Consider the following 17,179-nt stretch of genomic DNA (forward strand, 5'->3'; position numbering starts at 1 on the left):
AAAAGCCACGTGAAGTGGCTTTTTTAATATCGATAAAGTTAACCAGATTTACTGTTGATTAACATATTTCTTAAAGCGAGCTTTGGTTTCTGCGTCTGCTTTTTGGTACCAGAAGTGCAGCATCTCTTCAGCTGTCGAATCCGCTTTAACCGCAGTTGCTCTCACTTGCTTCATATCCGCAGGAACCTTTGCAGGAAGCGTGACTGGCTGCATGGTTGCTGCGCCAGCAAAAGCCACGGCTGCTGCACCGCCAGCTTGGTTATAATCTTCGATTTCACGTACGTAATCACGACCGATTTGCATACCCGGTTTGAGCAACTTGTCTTGGTCAACCGCGATTGCGTTGCCAGAATCATCAACCAGTTTCCAATCTAAGTCTTTGATCTTCTCTTCCGCATCACGTAGGTTGCGGTATTCTGGCATTTGTAGAGTGAGTTCGGCATTGGTCGCGTCAAATCGTGTAACGATAACATCGCTTTCAACACTTAAACGGTCATTACCTTGGTTGAAGTAAGGGGCGAAACGAAATACGACTTGGTTAAGGCCATCAGGTAACGTCAGTGTTCTTTCAGAGGCGAAAAAACCACCCGAAAGATCTGCTTTTTCACCGTTAGCCGCTAATACTGAAACGTTGTCAGGAACACTCACGGTTACATCTGCGAATGCCATGCCACTCATTGCGAGAGCAAGCGCACAAGTTAAAGGCTTGATCAATTTCATTGTTTTTATCCTAAGCAAATTAGTGGTCATCGAGAGTGCATCGTTCATTGCCCGATTGCAACTCCCAAGTGTAATAAGTATGAAAATTTAACAAGAACGTCATTTTTATCGCATTTATTACGACGAAACTGTGATCCAAATAGAATCAAACCGCTGAAATGCAGCGGTTTGATATCATAAGTTATGGATTAAATTTCTTTCTAACTTATTGATTTATTAAATGCCAGCACCGTGTCCAGGTTCTGATTGGTCATCAGAAGCGTCTTGTTGTTCTGCCATTTCTTCTTGCTGTTGTGCTTTCTCAATGCTCAACCACCAAACAAATAACTCATACCAAATTGCTAGGATAACGGCACCTAAGAACAGACCAACGATGCCGTAGAAAAGCATACCACCGATGGCACCGAGCAGAATCACAGGCATTGGCACGTCGACGCCACGTCCCATTAACATTGGTTTGAACAGGTTTTCAGAAAGAGCAGCAACTACGACCCAAACAGTAAACATGGTTGCTGTTGAGGTGTCTTGGGTCATGTACATGAAGCCAATCACAGGTAGCACAGCGAGCAACGCCGGGAGCTGAGCGATACACAAGATCATTAGAAGCAGTGTGAGTAAACCTGCTGCGGGAACGCCAAATACGAAGAAACCAGCACCGATCAACAGTGCTTGAATCGCCGCTACACCGACTACGCCAAGCAGTACGCTTTTAATTGTCGCAGCGATAAGCGTGGTCCAGCTTTTTGCGTTTTCACCAGCGGTTCGAATCGCGATGGTTCTTAGGCCTGATGCTGCAGATTCAGAGTACGTCATGAAACCTGCTGCAATCGCAAGTGACAAGATTGAAAGCAGTAAACTTCCCAATACGCCCCCAAGTGTACCCAGTAAAGATGTGAGTCCTGCCTTTATTTGTGGCATAAAGGTTTGAATCGCTTGCTCAAGATTAGTAGCGAATAGGGTCCACACTTCGTAGAGCTTATCACCCACGATAGGCCAATCCGCTACGGAAGGTTTTGGCCCTGGTATTTTCACTTGTCCATTTTGTAGTACTTCAAGCGCGTGCGTTGCACCATCCACAATGGAGCCTGATACCATAACAAGTGGCGTGACAAGGAGGGCAATACCAAGTAAAGCAATGGTTGTGGCTGCCAGACCTCTGCGACCACCATATACACGCTGCAATTTTTGGGTAAGCGGCATTAAAGCGACGGCTATAATAGCGCCCCAAATAACCGGAAGTATGAAGGGTTTGATGATGTCGTACGTAAACATCAGCAAGACAAAGATCAAGCCAATGCGTATTGCTGATTCCACCATATTACTGATGAAAAGCTTACTGTCGATTTTTACCGATTGTTTATCCATTTTTGTTTACCTGATGATCAATGTTAGAACTGACGAGACTTGAAACAACAATCGCCATATAAAAAACACCTGTGATGGCCTCTAAATACACCACGACTTGAGCCAGTGGTGTTAGAGGACTAATGTCGCCATAACCGAGCGTGGTTAAGGTAACGAAACTGAAATACGCTGCATTGGAGAAGTTCTGCCCCCAAGAAATCGCTTCCATACCGGTAAAGGCTTCAGGCGAAAACTCAAGCAGAATGAGGTAGGCAATCGCCCACATCAGACCAAGTAGCAAGAAAAGCGCTACCGAGCCAATGACTTTGTTGCTGTTGACATGGCCGGTGAAAAGAATCTGTCTTGCGATGGATTTAAAAGTGCCGAAAAAGAACGCAAAGGTGAGGGCAAGCATCACCACATTCATCTCTCTGATGTCGAAAACGGTCTTGATCACAATCACAAGAACCCAAACACCAAACAGGCTGTAGAGGAAACGAGACCAGGTTTTGTCAAAGCGAAGGCTCGCAAAACAGACGATAAACGTCAGAACCGTGAAAGCCTGAAGTATGTGTTCAATCGTCCCTTCACCTACGACTTGTGCCATCGCACTCCCTAGCAACAAAATCACTAGTGCTAAGGTTAGATAGAAGAAGTTGTTTTCTTCATTAATATTTTTGAGGTTTTTACCAATGACCATGGCTCTTCTCACTTAGTTATTGTTCACTTTCTGCGGATGACTCTTTCATCACCATGATGGACGCAGAAAGCCCGAATCGAAGATCAACATCTTCAGGAAGTTCTTGTAGGGAGATTCGCACCGGAATACGTTGTGCTAGGCGAATCCACTGAAAAACAGGGTTTACGTTTGGAAGAAGGTTGTAGCCGACCGTGCCGTCTTTGGGCGCAATACCCCAACCAATCGAGTCAACCGTCGCGTCAATTGGCGTGTCTGGGTGAGACATCAAAGTGACACGCGCTTGGCTGTCAGGTTCGATTTGCGCAAGTTGGTTTTCACGGAAGAAACCAAATACCCAAAAGCTGTTTTTGTCGATCAGTGCGAGCAGTGGTTGGTTTGCGACCGCTTGCGTACCGTTTCTAATATCGAGGTTAGATACAAAACCATCGACGGTCGCATAAACTTTGGTAAAGCTGAGGTTAAGGCGTGCTGATTTTAGTTGTTCTTCTGCAGATTTGATTTGCAGTAGCGATTCTTCGTAAGCGATTTCACGACGAATCAGATCCTTATGAGAAACTGCGCCACGGTCTTTGGCACGAATGTCTTTTAAGCGGTCATATTCGATTTTTTTACCGCGAGAGCTAACAATGGAGCGCTCCAGTGCTACTTCGGCTTGAGATAACGCAACCTGGTAAGTCGCAGGGTCGATTTCAAACAGTAAATCCCCCATTTTTACTTCTTGGTTGTCTTGCACCGCGACATTTACAATTGGGCCTGATACGCGAGGAGCCACTTTGATGACGTTAGCACGCACTTGCCCATCTCGTGTCCATGGGTTATTAAAGTATTCCTCAAACTTTTGATAGCCGAGCCAAGCTGCGCCACCAAGAATGACAAGATTGAGTGCGATTACGAATAGTTTTTTCATCTTGTTTGGCACCTAAAATTGAATATAAAAGCTGTCGATGGCCACCACATAACCGACCATGATGGCAATAAACGTCAGAGACGGAAAAGCGATGAAGCGAGACAAACGTGTCTTGTTCAATATCATCACCGTTATCCACGTGGCCGTGACGGCGAGAAAGAGCACGAGTAGCGTAGGAGAAAAGTAAACGTCTCCCCAAGAGAGTTCATGAGGCATTACCGATCCTCCGTTTTGTTTTCATCACTGGTCTCAGCCGGAGTTTCGAGTCGCAAAGGCGGCAATACGCGGTTTTCTTCATTTAAATAACTTCCCCAGTCAGTGCGCTCTGTCATCTGCGTGGCAATCGATTCACTGATGAAAGGTTTGCCTGTTTGGGTTTGCCAGCCTCCACCGAGGGCTTTGTAGAGCGCGACAACTTGGTTCGCAACATTACCTTTGATCGTTGCGTAGCTGTCTTCTGCGCGGGTCATTTTTTCTACCGAGTTAAGCAGACGTTCGAATGAAATTTGTCCGTTTTCGTACTGTGTCATGGATATGTTGAACGCACGAATGGAAGAGTTGACCGATTGCAAGCGTAAATCTTTTTGCTGCAAATACAGGTCATACGCTTCGATTGCATTGGTGACTTCATTAACGGCTTGCAGTACCTTTTTGTTGTAGTTCGTCAGCGTTTCTTGGAAGCGAGCATCTTCGAAACGAATGTTATTTTTCACGCGTCCGTATTGGAAAATGTTCCAACTGAACGTTGGGCCAACCACCATGGTGAGCGAATCGCTAAAACTGAAACTGCTGCCATCGGGAACCGTACTGTCGATACCGATGGAACCGAACAGCGAAAAGCTTGGATACAGAGCGGTTGCCGCCACGCCAATTTGCGCACTCTGCGCGCGAGCTTGCATCTCAGAGACTTGCAAATCCGGACGTCGCATCACTAAGTTTGCGTCCACTTGGGTATCCAACAGAGGTGGACGCGGCACAATGGAGCGCTCGTCGGTGCCTGATAGCGCCGATTTTCTGCCCGTCGATTTGAACTGGGCTTCGTACTCAGCGATTTGCTTGTGCATCCCATCCGACTGTAGCAGTCGATCTACTTCTTCTGGTAACAGACCCAGTAGCAAAGCCAACACAGTACGTGACTGCTTCATTGCCACTTCGAGGCTCGGTAACGCTGCTTTGGTGGTGTAGAGTTGGTTTTTAGCTTGTTGAACGTCCAATTCTGTAACGTTGCCAGAGTCGAACTGCACCTGAGTAATACGTACGACACGCTCTTGAATCTCGATATTGCGGCGAGACAGCAAAATACGTTCTTGGAATGTGCGATAGTTGATGTAATTGCGCGCCACTTCGGCGGTTATAGTGACCATGATGTCGTGATACGATGCGATGGATGCGTAGTAACCCGCTTCTGCCGACTCAATACCGCGAGCATACTTGCCCCAAACATCCATTTCCCAAGCAGCATCAAACGACAAAGTGGCGTTATTCACGCCCTGATCATTTACGTAGGCACGCGCTAGGTTTCCTGACACGGTTTGAACTTGTGGGTATTGCAAGCCCGTCGAAATACCAAGCAATGAACGTGCTTGTACAATTCGTAGCCCTGCGGCTTCTAAATCGAGGTTTTGTTTGCTCGCCAACTCAACCAGCTGATTAAGAGTCGAGTCATTAAATTGCTGCCACCATTGTTGTAGCTGTTGCTCTGATTGCTGCGTATCTTTGGCTGCTGCTTTTTGCACCGACCAGTCACTTGGCAGTGGCGCCTGCTTTGGATGAACATAATCTGGTCCTACCGTGGTACACGCACTGAGTCCGAGCAAAGAAAGTATGGCGAGGCTTGGTTTGGTTAGTTTTGGAAGCATCATATCCCCACCTTTAAAAACGCTTCTGTTGTAAGTTCACCCAATCGATATCCTCGTAGGTTTGCTTGCAATGCTTGATTGCTTCGAACACGTTCCGTTTTAAATTCAGCAAGATATAAAAACCGGCTATCTCTGAATAAGCGTAGTCAGATAAATCCAACTCACTAAAAAAATCTTCCAGTTTATCTTCGAATGTTTGGTAATCTTGACTGTATTGGTCGAATACGGAGTCGAGTTCTTGTGTTGCTTGATGGCTGGCTAAAGCGCCCGCCATCAAAGGAATGATGGAATCGCGGTGCTGTTGGCGAAGCTGAGTAATTAGTGGATTGGTCATCAACTTTTTCTCGGCGGCCATTAAGATGTTGATGTGATTACTGAGTACATCACACGCTTTGCTAAACGCGCCGATCGCTTCTGGCGTGGTTTTATCAAAGTGTTTGTGGTTGATTTTCGAACCCCACACTTTGAGCTTTTTCGATGAGACATTGAGCGTCACCAAGTGCAAGGCCCGTTTGAGCGGCGTAACAACCGAGCTGGACTGCTGTTGATAGGTAGTGAAGAGCTCTCGGGTATGTCGGAAGTAGCGTTCTTTTATGGTCAAAAAGAGGTGTTCTGGTCGTGAGCTAAACGGGAAGTAGTGCGCGAAAATAATCATGAACACCACCATGTAAAACAACAGCATGATCGTCATGAGGATCCCGAAGTGATAAAACATGTTGTTATCTAAACCGAGAACAAACAAGCCAATCATATAGAAAATCGTCACTGGCCCGTTAAACAGATAAAAACCGATAAAGGTGTAGATAAAGATAAACAGGCCAAGTTCTAATCCGAGATCCAATTGCGGAAGGATGAAGACGTAAGAAGGTACCGCGAACAAGAAGCCGAAAGTGAACAGCACAAGCAACAAAATTGGGTGCACAGGCACGAACGACAGCAAAGACATAAACATGGTCGAGAAGACCACGAATGAGTAGCCGCCTGGTGGATTGAAGTAAATCCAAATCAGTCCTGCAACCCAATAGGTAACAAAGGTTTTGACCGCAGTTTTAAAGTTTTCTGCGTCCCACCATAGAAACTTGCCTTTCGGTTTCGGCAGTGGCACGTCAAAGGAGACATTATTCGTCACAGAGTCAATACAGCTAATGCTCTCAGCTAAACGTGACAAGTTTTGATGCATCAGTTCCAATAGGTGACCAAGCGTAAGCGCAGAGCCTTTCTCTAGGTGAGTTGCGTCTTCTAGCAACGCTTGGTTGTATTTGACTTTGAATTCCTGAACACGAAAAGCGGGTTCTTTTTCGTCCCAGACTTGTTGGCAGGTATCAAATAGCGCGTCAATTTCCGCAACGGCTTGATCAAAGTTGCTGATGCTTTCACGGTCTTGCTGGTGGCTAAAGTGGCTGTGCGCCGCAACGGTCAATTGTTGCGTTACCTGCTTGTTCAAATGAACCGCCAAGCGCCACTCTTTCATGTAGGCCGACACTTCACTGCATTCCACACTGACCGTAGCAAAGCGCTGTTCGAGCGCATTTTGGGCGGCAAACATCTGTTCGATGAGAGTGTCCACGCTAGGTTGTGGCTCTTCAGCTTCTGGATTTTCTTCTCCGCCTTCTTGAGGAGAGATTTGCCCTGCCGATTTTTGCTCGAAATTTTGCAAGATAGCGGTGAACAACGCGCGTTGTGCTTGGTTGAGTTGTTCGATGAGCTGTCTTAGGTTTTGTTCTGTTTTGGTCGGGAATAAGAAAGTTCCCACGAGTGTGTAAACCACCACCCCAAACACCGTCATATAGGCGCGGTCAACGCCATAAAGGAACGCACCTTCTGCGTCACCGCCATTGGACATCATCAACGTCATCACACCGGTCAGCATGAGTAGCGTAGGATCTTTTTGATAGGCATTACGGAAGTAAAAAATGAAAGAGACCACAACCGACACGCTCAGCATGTACAGCAAGCGATCTTGAGCAAACAACCCCACCAGTAACAAGCCAACCACGGCACCAACCAATGTACCTAACACGCGTAAGGTACCTTTGGCGAGGGATTCACGACGACTGCTTGTGGATGCAATCAGCATCACTGTGGTTGCGGCCGTCGATGCTTGCGGCCAACCCATGGCAAACGGGATCAGATAAGCCAGAGTTAGGCTAAGCGATACTTTAATAGCGAATTTTATTTTGTCGTTCATAGTGTCAAAGTTTGCTCAGGCTTATCGTTATAAGTTGATGAATTTCTTATATGAATAATCAGAATCTTGTTCTGAATAAATTCGGGGGGCGGAATATAGCGGGTGAAAAAGTGTGCTTTGTAAACCCTTTGTCAAAACAAAAAGTGCGTATTTGGCTTGATCTCGCGCTAGCCCTTGGCGTTATTGGTGAAACGCCTAAAACGAGCAAATTCGCGATCTGTGATGATTCTCACTTTTGAAACAAAATCGCTGCATTGTGTGAGCCAATTCTCACCTTATATTCTTCGCCTGGTACCAAAGCAGACCACTTGTACCATCTGCAATGAGCTTTACTGCTTTAAAAAGCATAGATGATGAATGGGTATTTGAGAGGGAAAGTTATTACTTTTTATCGGCTTGCCGATTGTTCGTTTGTTTTTTTGGATCGAGATAAAAAAACCAAAGCGATCCCACCAAGAATGATGCCGCTGGTTAAAAGAGTATGCAGTGAAAGAGGCTCGTGGAGTACGATGCTGCCGAGTAGCAAAGCAATGGCTGGCACGGAAAGTTGGCTGACGGCGGCTTGAAGCAAAGAGAGCTTACGTACGACTTGGTACCAAAGTGTATAACCAAGGCCAGAGGCAATGGCACCAGATGCGATAGCGAGCAACACTCCGCTCAAAGAAAGGTGGATTGAGGACAGCATCAATGGTGATAGGAGTATGCCAATTATAGATGCAGCGATGAATCCCCACGTGATGCCACTACTTGGAGAAGGCGCTTGTTTGCCGAGCGCAGTAAACGCAGCCCAGCAAACGCCAGAAATCAACATGAGAAGTGCAGAACTGATATCGGGGCGAGTGGCAGATGGCAACATTAACCAAACAAAGCCAACAATCGAAAGGCCGATACCGATGATTTCGAGAAACTGAAAGCGCTCACCTTGCCACCAATAGATTGCCAGTAACGTCAGTTGCACGGCACCAAACAGAAGCAAAGCACCAGTTCCTGTCGCCAGTTGTAAGTACGCGAAAGAGAAAAGGGCAGCGTAACCAAATAACGCCACGCCAGCAAAAAAGCGAAAGCGAGAAGTTGGCCGATCGGTTTTCCACTGGCCTCTCACGACAAGCATTGCGATTAAGGTAATCGCGCCAGATATCAATCGAACGAGCGTGAAGCTTCCTGCATCAATTAACCCTTCTGCCAAGGCAATTCGACACAATAATGAATTGGCAGCGAACGCCAGCATTGCAATAGCAGTGAGTAAAAAGGTCGACATCCTTGATCCTTAGCGTGTAAATGAACAGCTAGTGTAGATCCAAAAGAACATTTTTATTAGTTGATAAAGTGATTAGTTATAGCTATCAGAGCAAGAAAGTCATTAAAAATAACCAGATAAAACCTGACCTTAGCCTGAGTCTTACTGTGGTTGGGAAGGTTGTTTGTACAATGACTTAATGGTGTTTTTCAACCATAGCAATTTGGGATTGTACGCATTGCGTTTATGCCAAATCATGGTAAATGGAATCAGTAACTTGTCTTGTTGAGCTTGGTCTAATGGAATTGGCAAGCACACCAAATCGAGATGCAGCTTTTCTGTATAACTTTTGCAATAGTGCGGCGCGGTGGTGATCATGTCATGCGTCGGCTGCGCTGCCATAAAAAGGGATTGCTCAAAGTTGGACATCGTCAGCCCGATAGAGCGCTGTAGCCCTAGTTCCGTTAATACTTCATCCAACGCCCAAGTTTCACTTTTTTCCCAAACAATATTGATGTGTTGGTAGCTCAGAAAGGTCTCGAGATTCCACTCTTGCTGTAATGCCGGATGATCTTTATGTAAATACACCATCGGCAGGTCATAAAATAGAATCTCAAAATCCAAGAAATAAGGCAGAAGATCCAACGACTCTTTCGATCTCGGGTGACTCTCTCGGCCGGTAAAACCGATATCCGCCTCGCCTCGAATGATGGCGTCGAGTGAGTCGTAATCCCAGTTACTGGTTTTTACTTTCGCTTCAGGGTATCGCTGGTGGATAGCGACGATGAGTCTGTCCAGCATTGTGAGCACTAATGGCGACTCAATCGTGATATCCGCACTCCTTTAGGCGTAATATCGCTGCGTTTTTCTGCAATCTGGCAGCCAATTTGCAGCCATTCTGCAAGATCTTGCTCCATGCTTTGCGCCAAGGGCGTTGGCGCAAGACCTTTAGGTGTTTTGACAAACAAAGGATCATCGAACCAATGACGAAGTTTGTTGAGCGACTTACTTACGGTAGAGGGCGTAACGTTCAGCTTTTTCGAGGCTTTCGAGACGCTTTGCTCTTGCAGCAATAATTGCAGAGTGAACAGTAAGTTTAAATCAAGTCGCGCTAGGGATTTCTTCATAATGGGTATCGTGAACAGGCTTTGGAATCAATAGTATTAGAGCAAGGCTGATTACGCTACCTAACAATAAGATAAACACCAACATATTCAGTGCACTAACGCCGATGAAACCCATAAACCAAATATAGAACGCTGAACTACAAACTTGAGCAATGCCCAGTAACGAGCTAGCCACGCCAGCTTGTTGAGAGAATGGGCTGAGCGCTTGGCTCATGGCCACGCCAAAGCCACAAGCGAAACCAGCGCAAATCAGCCCAAGTCCGAATACATAGTAAAGAGATTGTCCATCATGGAAATGGGCAGCACTGAGCACGATGCCTGCACAAGCGAGCAATACTTGAGAGGTGATCATTAAGGTTCGCTGCTTAAAAATCCCCAATGCCAATGGCGCCGAGAACGAAATCAACATACTGATCGTCGCAGTCCCTGCCATGATGGAAGAATAGCCGCCGCGATCAAAACCAAGCATGCTCATCACGACAATTGGTGAAGCGGTAACAAAGGTCAGAATGGTGGTCACTCCAAGTGCAGTAATGATCAGCCTACTGATAAAAAATCGCTCGAAGAAAGTCTCTTGATGGCTCTCTGGCGCTGTCTGTTCTTCACCTTGTTGGCTGGGTAGTGATTCCTTGAGAACAAAAATGGCCAATACACTGACGAGAATGCCCATTCCTGCCATTGTGGTAAACAAACTCGGCCAAGGAAATTTCAGCATAATCAAGTGACCAATCACGGGTGCGATCACTGGAATGATACAGGTGATGCCATTGAGCATCGACAATACTTTCGCGCGGCGTTCATCGTCTAACGTGTCGCGTAAAATCGCGAACGCGACGACATAGCAAGATCCAGCACCGACGCCTTGGCAAAAGCGAGCAATCAAGAAAGTGTTTGGTTGTTCAGCCATCCCGCCGAGAAAAGATGCGAGCACGAAGATCATCGCGCCGACGACGGCAACAGGCTTTCGTCCCACAGAGTCTGCAATTTTTCCCGCGAATAACATCGTGGTAGCCATGCCAGCTAAATAGATCGAAAACGCAATATGCAACTGAGATTCACTGGCGTTGAGATCTGACGCAATTTGAGGCAAACCAACAAGATACAAATCAATGGCAGTAGGGTAGAGTAAGACGAGTGCAAAACTGCAAAGTAAAAAACGGGACATGGAAACCTCTCTATCGAATGGCGAGGATAATAGAGTGCTAAACGTTTGCCTGCGAGTGGGAAATACGACACCAGGTATTTCTATTTACGACATACCCTGTATGAATTGAGCATAAAAACAACAAGGAAGATTATGATTACCATTGAAAAGTATTCGCCTGAGCGACATGAACAAACTTGCGAACTTAGTGTGCTAGAAGAGCAATCGCAGTTTACGGTCGCGGATGTGGGTGAAATGCTTACGCGTCTTGAACCTACAGAACTTCCGCATCTGATTTTGACAGACGATGATGTGGTTGGCTTTTTTCTATTTGATGCTGCTTACAGCGAGAAATACGATTTTTGCCCGAAAAACAGTTTAGGCGTACGTGCTTTGCTGGTGGATCACCGTCATCAAGGCAAAGGCATCGCCAAGCAAGCCATTCAACAGTTTGCCGATTTCGCCAAACGCCATTATCCCGAGTTTGATGCGCTTTATCTCACTGTGAATTGCCGCAACATACCCGCTTATCAGTGCTATTTAAAATCAGGGTTTGAAGATACCAATGAGCTTTACCACGGCGGCCCCGTTGGACCGCAACACATTATGAGACAGCCGCTTTAGCTAGGAAAAACCAAGGATGGAAAGATGAGGATTGAAATCGACAATTTAGAACGGCTGCAAGTGATAGCGCTGTTGGAAGGACATTTACAGGACATGTACGCCACGTCACCACCAGAAAGCGTGCATGCGTTAGATTTAGATAAGCTCAAAGCGCCAGAAGTGACATTTTGGACCGGATGGAAAGGTGAGCAACTGCTTGGGTGTGCAGCGATTAAAGAGTTGGATGACCAACACGCGGAGCTGAAATCCATGCGCACCACGCTTACGGCAAGAAACCAAGGTGTGGCATCTCAATTATTGATTCATGTGATTGAGCAAGCGAAGCAAAAAGGTTTGCAGCGCTTGAGTTTAGAAACGGGCTCGATGGAGTTTTTTAAACCAGCGCGCCTGTTGTATGAAAAGCATGGCTTTGTGTACTGCGAGCCGTTCGGGGATTACGAACTCGATCCGAACAGTCAATTCATGACCCTAGAACTGAGTTAGGGCCATGAATTTTTAGAAGCTAAATCCAATCGATTTAGAAATTCAGATTCAAGTTGATGGTTGGCGACAAGAGGCTTGAACGCTCGTCAGCCAATCGCTTTCTCTTCTCTTTCAGTCTCTTGGCATTATCTTTGTCTGGATTGCCATCAAGCTGATTATCGATGACCGAGATTTCAGTATCGATTTGTTGGATGCGTTGCTGGCGTTGATATTCTTGATGACCTAACTGGTAGTTCTCAATAAACTCTTTGCTGCTGCATACACCGTAATATTCTTTGCCTTCGATACCGACAGTGTACCCATTGTCTGGTGAGCAATATTGGATAGTGCCTTTATCAAAGCCTTCTTTCCATTTCGCTCGGTCGGGTGTCACACCCGCTTCACCACAGTCTTCGGTATAGCTATTGATAATGTTTGGATCGTTGCCATCTCGGCCATCTTGATAACCTACGTTGTACCAGTTTGCCGTTTTGCACTCATCCGGAGACATGCTGGCGCAACCTGAGAGCAAAGTCAGTAAAGCCAGGGGGATTAGCGCTCTTTTCATCAGTGACTGTCCTTTAAATAAAATCGAATTGATAACTTGAGTTTAAAATGAACACTGTTCATATCAATGGTTGAAATCATTGTATTCACAATTGTGGTGACCCATTAATCTAAGTGATAAATTTATTATGCTGAATAGAAGTGTGTTTGATTAGTATTATCCACGAACTGCGCCTTTGCTGCATCAATCCACTAGCCTTGGCTCCAAATTAAGTGATAATACCAACATAAAGATAAACACCGTCAATGAGGCTAAGACATTGAGCGAACAACCCACCGTCCTTATTATCGAGGATGAATCTGCTATCGCAGAGAACCTGATTCATGTATTAGAGATGGATGGCTACCACGCAGAGTGGTTTACAACAGCAGGAGAGGGCTTAGCTTTTTTGCAGCACAACTCCGCAGCGTTACTTGTCTTAGACGTAGGCTTACCGGATGGCAATGGTTTTGAATTATGCAAAACCATCCGTGAGTTTTCTGATATTCCCATAATCTTTCTCACCGCAAGAAGCGATGAAATTGATCGCGTAGTCGGTTTGGAAATTGGCGCGGATGATTACGTGACTAAGCCATTTAGCCCGCGCGAAATGTTGGCTCGCATTAAACTTCGAATCAAAGCTAAAGCGCCAATGATGGAGGACAAACCAGAGCCTGTAGCTGTTCCAGAACAACCTCATTTGAACCATGATTTAGTTGCGCAGAACTTCGACTACGGTGTTGGCGGGCAAATGCTTGGGTTAACTGCGGTCGAATTTAAGATTCTCGATAAACTGATTTCTGTCTCTTCCAATGTATTGAGCCGAGAGCAACTTATGGTCGCTGCTGACATGGCGCCGGAAGCTGCGTACGAGCGCAATATTGATACCCACATCAAAGCCATTCGCCATAAGTTGAAGCCGTTTGAGATGTCTGAACGCATCTGTACCAAGCGTGGCTTTGGTTACTTTTACTGCATTAAAGGTGAATGATGAATCGCTGGCCGAAGATCCCTCTTGGACTCAGACTGTTTTTTCTCTACTTCATCTTAGTCGGAATGACGGCTTACATGGTGAGCAAAACGGTCGTCCAAGAACTTAAGCCAACCGTGCGTCAAACCACCGAAGAGACGCTGGTGGATATGGCGAACTTGCTTGCAGTATTGGCAGAAGAAGATGTTGCGAACGGAAAGTTGTCTGAAAGTCGCTTCTCCAAACTACTAGCGGCTTATGGGCAGCGAGAGCCTCAAGCGCGCATTTGGGAAATTGGCAAAAAAGCGATTAACCATCGAATTTACATTACCGATAAACAAGGCATTGTGATTGCGGATTCTTGGCAGCAAGACGTAGGCAAAGACTACTCGCAATGGAACGATGTATATCTCACGTTGCGTGGTCAATACGGCGCGCGCAGTACCATCGAAGACCCTAAAGATCCGCTCTCAACCGTTATGCACGTGGCTGCGCCCATTTACCACAAAGGTGAAATCATTGGCAGCGTGACGGTGGCAAAATCCAATCGCTCAGTACAACCCTTCATCGATCTTTCTAAACGCAATGTGCTGTTTTGGATGGTGTGGATGAGTGGTTTAGTGCTATTGGCAGGGGCATTGTTTGCTTGGCGAATTCACTCAGCACTGAACAAGCTAGAAGACTACGCGACCAAAATGGGTGAAGGTGAAAAGGTCTCTAAGCCGACATTTCGTATCTTTTATGAGTACGGCACGCTAAGCGACGCATTAGAGAAGATGCGCAATCAACTCGATGGTAAACAATATGTGGAAGAGTACGTACAGACGCTGACTCATGAGCTGAAAAGCCCGTTATCAGCGATTAAAGGCGCGAGTGAAATATTGCAAATGCCGTTGCCTGCAGAAAAGGTCACGCGCTTTGCTGGCAACATTGAGCGAGAAAGCGACCGCATGCAGTCATTGATTGATAAGTTGCTCGAACTGGCTCGTCTTGAAAAGCGCCCCGAGCTAGAGCAAGTCGAAGCTATCTCGCTAAAACAAATGGTCAATGAAGTGGTTGAATCGGCGGATGCGCGCTTGAGTGCAAAGTCGGTGATTGCCAACATCCAAATTGATGACCATCTCGCCGTGCTTGGTGATGCCTTCTTACTGAAACAAGCCGTTTTTAACTTGATGGACAATGCGCTGGATTTTGTTGATTCGGAGGGATGCATTGAATGGAAAGCTGAGGTCGCGAAAGAGAAAATGTGCCTGTCGATTTTCAATTCAGGTCCTCACATTCCCGACTACGCGATGTCGCGTTTGACGGAACGCTTCTACTCCCTCGCTCGGGAAAATGGCGTTAAGAGCACTGGGCTCGGGCTGAATTTTGTTGAGCAAGTGATCAAGCTGCACAAAGGTCAGTTACAAGTCGAAAACGTCGATTCTGGCGTGAAAGTGACCCTGATTTTACCAACTCCATAGAAACTCCACATTAGCTCCATTCGTTCTCCAAATTGCTGATTTAGATTACTTCCATCAGCAAATGGAGAATGAAACATGAAAAAGATCCTCAATAACCAACTCGGCACGAAGTTCGCCTTCGTGCTGTTTTTGTTTGTCTTACTGCAAATCCCGCTTTCAATGGTCACAGGGCTGATCTCAGAACGCTCATATCGCCAAGATGAAGTCAGAAACGACATCGCACGCAGTAGCAGCGGCGAGCAGCGCATCATTGGTCCATTCATCATGGTTAACTACACCGAAACCAGTTACCGAGATGACAAAGTACAGATTAAAGAGCGTCGTAAATTTCTTTTACCTAGCACTTTTGATATGAGCGCGAATCTGGACAGTTTTGAAAAGTACCGAGGCATTTACCGTGCGCGTTTATACAAAGCACAAGTGGCACTGAAAGGCACTTTCGATGCAGACGATCTCGCGGCGTTGCATGGGCTTGATATTGACAACATGAGCCTAGTGGTTGGCATTGAAGACAGCCGCGGATTAATTCGTTTGGATGACATGACCATGGCGAGCTCTGATATCGAAGTCGCACCGGGAACGGGGTTAAATCAGTTACCACAAGGCTTCCACAGTACTCTGACACTTGCAGACCTAAACGCAGAACAACCTTTGGCATTCGATCTTAACTTCTTGTTGCAAGGGATGGGGCAGCTTCAAGTCACACCAATCGGCAGTCAAACAACGGTTGAGCTCTCTTCAAAATGGGCGCATCCAAGCTTTATCGGTGATTACTTACCGGTGTCGTCAGAGGTATCTGAAGATGGATTTAATGCACAGTGGGCGAGCAATAACTTCTCTACCAATATCGCGCAGCTGTTCCAAAGCTGTTTGTCATCGAATCATGCGTGTCACGAGCTTGAACAGCGACAAATGGGCGTAGATTTGATTGACCCCGTTGACCACTATTTGAAGTCTCACCGAGCTGTGAACTATTCACTGTTGGTTATCACATTAGTATTTGCGAGTTTCTTCTTACTGGAGCTGTTCCAAGCGCGTCCGGTTCACCCAGTGCAATACGGCTTTATTGGTCTGGCTTTAGCGCTTTTCTATCTGTTGCTGATTTCGATGAGTGAACACCTAGGCTTTAACTGGGCGTATGTGGTGTCGGCAGTCGCATCGACGGGGCTTTTAAGTGTGTACGTGAGCGGTATGTTGAGCAACACCAAGCACGGCGCGATATTCGGAGCGTGTTTGCTCACTCTCTACGGATTACTGTTTGGCTTGCTACAAGCAGAAAGCTACGCATTGGTTATGGGGGCATTGCTGTGTTTCGCGATTTTGAGCTTCACTATGGTTATTACACGCAACATCGACTGGTACGCACGAAATAAGAAAGCAGAAGAAAGCGCAAAGGCGAATCATGAAGATGTTTAAACGAGCAATTCTCACTGGTCAGCCAAGTGATATGGTGGAAGAGACATCCGCTATCCACCTGCGATTTTCTGCAAAAAATGGACTGAAAAGCTTGGTGTGTTTTATCGCATTGGTCGTTATTGCACTCTATGTTCGAGACAGCTTTATTCGTCCGACATTTGGTGATGTTCTCGTTGTGGTTTGGCTCTACTACTTTCTTGCAAGTATGTTCTCTATGCCCGTTAACTGGCTGGTTTCATTGGTGGTGTTGATTGCGTTCGCTGTTGAGTTAGGGCAATTGTTACAGGTCGCGGTTTGGCTTGGTATCGAATCTTCATCGCCTCTGGCTGTGATTTTGGGCGCCACATTTGATTGGAAAGATCTGCTGGCTTACTGTATCGGAGGTCTACTGTGTTGGGGGATGGAAAAGAAATGAAAACCGAGATGAGAGCCATTGTGCTACCAAACCGACTCCGCCATTCCAAACGAGGT

16 protein-coding genes and 1 pseudogene are annotated in these 17,179 nt (G+C 46.3%); 6 read left to right on the forward strand and 11 right to left on the reverse strand.

The features are described from left to right. Positions 1 to 48: 48 nt before the first annotated feature. The 10 genes and pseudogenes from R7Z41_RS08470 to R7Z41_RS08515 form a co-directional block, all read right to left on the reverse strand. Positions 49 to 720 carry a DUF2057 domain-containing protein gene (locus R7Z41_RS08470; protein WP_017634411.1) on the reverse strand — a complete coding sequence of 224 codons (672 nt, stop codon included), beginning with the start codon at positions 718 to 720 and terminating at the stop codon, positions 49 to 51. 216 nt (positions 721 to 936) lie between these two features. Beyond that, positions 937 to 2,085: an AI-2E family transporter gene (locus R7Z41_RS08475; protein WP_005386936.1), complete on the reverse strand. Its 1,149-nt coding sequence runs from the start codon at positions 2,083 to 2,085 to the stop codon at positions 937 to 939. Further along, complete coding sequence (locus R7Z41_RS08480) at positions 2,078 to 2,764, reverse strand: potassium channel family protein (RefSeq protein ID WP_017634413.1); 687 nt, start codon at positions 2,762 to 2,764, stop codon at positions 2,078 to 2,080. The genes R7Z41_RS08475 and R7Z41_RS08480 overlap by 8 nt, the downstream gene beginning before the upstream one ends. 16 nt (positions 2,765 to 2,780) lie before the next feature. Further along, positions 2,781 to 3,671, reverse strand: a complete 891-nt coding sequence (locus tag R7Z41_RS08485) for an HlyD family secretion protein (RefSeq protein ID WP_225477319.1) — start codon at positions 3,669 to 3,671, stop codon at positions 2,781 to 2,783. Between the two features lie 12 nt (positions 3,672 to 3,683). After that, complete coding sequence (locus R7Z41_RS08490) at positions 3,684 to 3,887, reverse strand: DUF1656 domain-containing protein (RefSeq protein WP_005374946.1); 204 nt, start codon at positions 3,885 to 3,887, stop codon at positions 3,684 to 3,686. Then, positions 3,887 to 5,533, reverse strand: coding sequence for a TolC family protein (locus R7Z41_RS08495; RefSeq protein WP_053350009.1), 1,647 nt, complete (start codon positions 5,531 to 5,533; stop codon positions 3,887 to 3,889). Before R7Z41_RS08495 ends, R7Z41_RS08490 begins: the two co-directional genes overlap by 1 nt. Positions 5,534 to 5,543: 10 nt before the next feature. Further along, positions 5,544 to 7,718 carry an FUSC family protein gene (locus R7Z41_RS08500; RefSeq protein WP_206970600.1) on the reverse strand — a complete coding sequence of 725 codons (2,175 nt, stop codon included), beginning with the start codon at positions 7,716 to 7,718 and terminating at the stop codon, positions 5,544 to 5,546. A 388-nt stretch (positions 7,719 to 8,106) separates the two neighbouring features. Further along, positions 8,107 to 8,976 carry a DMT family transporter gene (locus tag R7Z41_RS08505; protein WP_206970601.1) on the reverse strand — a complete coding sequence of 290 codons (870 nt, stop codon included), beginning with the start codon at positions 8,974 to 8,976 and terminating at the stop codon, positions 8,107 to 8,109. Positions 8,977 to 9,117: 141 nt separating this feature from the next. After that, positions 9,118 to 10,082, reverse strand: a pseudogene (gene yidZ, locus R7Z41_RS08510) (HTH-type transcriptional regulator YidZ). Then, positions 10,057 to 11,247, reverse strand: coding sequence for an MFS transporter (locus R7Z41_RS08515; protein ID WP_206970602.1), 1,191 nt, complete (start codon positions 11,245 to 11,247; stop codon positions 10,057 to 10,059). The pseudogene yidZ and the gene R7Z41_RS08515 overlap by 26 nt, the downstream one beginning before the upstream one ends. A 132-nt stretch (positions 11,248 to 11,379) precedes the next feature. On the opposite strand from R7Z41_RS08515, the gene R7Z41_RS08520 reads away from it, so the two are divergent. Both R7Z41_RS08520 and R7Z41_RS08525 read left to right on the forward strand, forming a co-directional pair. Further along, positions 11,380 to 11,850 (forward strand): GNAT family N-acetyltransferase, encoded by a 471-nt coding sequence (locus tag R7Z41_RS08520; RefSeq protein WP_005386917.1) that lies wholly within the window; start codon positions 11,380 to 11,382, stop codon positions 11,848 to 11,850. Between the two features lie 24 nt (positions 11,851 to 11,874). After that, on the forward strand, positions 11,875 to 12,333 hold the full coding sequence (locus R7Z41_RS08525; RefSeq protein WP_206957654.1) for a GNAT family N-acetyltransferase: 459 nt from the start codon (positions 11,875 to 11,877) through the stop codon (positions 12,331 to 12,333). 34 nt (positions 12,334 to 12,367) lie between these two features. Here the strand turns inward: R7Z41_RS08525 and R7Z41_RS08530 are convergent, their stop codons facing one another. After that, positions 12,368 to 12,880: a DUF2799 domain-containing protein gene (locus tag R7Z41_RS08530; protein ID WP_005374970.1), complete on the reverse strand. Its 513-nt coding sequence runs from the start codon at positions 12,878 to 12,880 to the stop codon at positions 12,368 to 12,370. 259 nt (positions 12,881 to 13,139) lie between these two features. On the opposite strand from R7Z41_RS08530, the gene R7Z41_RS08535 reads away from it, so the two are divergent. From R7Z41_RS08535 to R7Z41_RS08550, 4 genes are all read left to right on the forward strand, one after another. Then, positions 13,140 to 13,850 (forward strand): response regulator, encoded by a 711-nt coding sequence (locus R7Z41_RS08535; RefSeq protein WP_053307945.1) that lies wholly within the window; start codon positions 13,140 to 13,142, stop codon positions 13,848 to 13,850. Next, positions 13,850 to 15,292, forward strand: a complete 1,443-nt coding sequence (creC, locus tag R7Z41_RS08540) for a two-component system sensor histidine kinase CreC (protein ID WP_104980176.1) — start codon at positions 13,850 to 13,852, stop codon at positions 15,290 to 15,292. The genes R7Z41_RS08535 and creC overlap by 1 nt, the downstream gene beginning before the upstream one ends. Positions 15,293 to 15,367: 75 nt before the next feature. Further along, positions 15,368 to 16,708 carry a cell envelope integrity protein CreD gene (gene creD, locus R7Z41_RS08545; RefSeq protein ID WP_206970603.1) on the forward strand — a complete coding sequence of 447 codons (1,341 nt, stop codon included), beginning with the start codon at positions 15,368 to 15,370 and terminating at the stop codon, positions 16,706 to 16,708. Beyond that, positions 16,695 to 17,123 (forward strand): DUF2809 domain-containing protein, encoded by a 429-nt coding sequence (locus tag R7Z41_RS08550; protein ID WP_206970604.1) that lies wholly within the window; start codon positions 16,695 to 16,697, stop codon positions 17,121 to 17,123. Before creD ends, R7Z41_RS08550 begins: the two co-directional genes overlap by 14 nt. Positions 17,124 to 17,179: the final 56 nt, after the last annotated feature.

The organism is Vibrio sp. 1457, assembly GCF_033340195.1.
In the GTDB taxonomy this organism is placed as follows: Bacteria; Pseudomonadota; Gammaproteobacteria; order Enterobacterales; family Vibrionaceae; genus Vibrio; species Vibrio alginolyticus.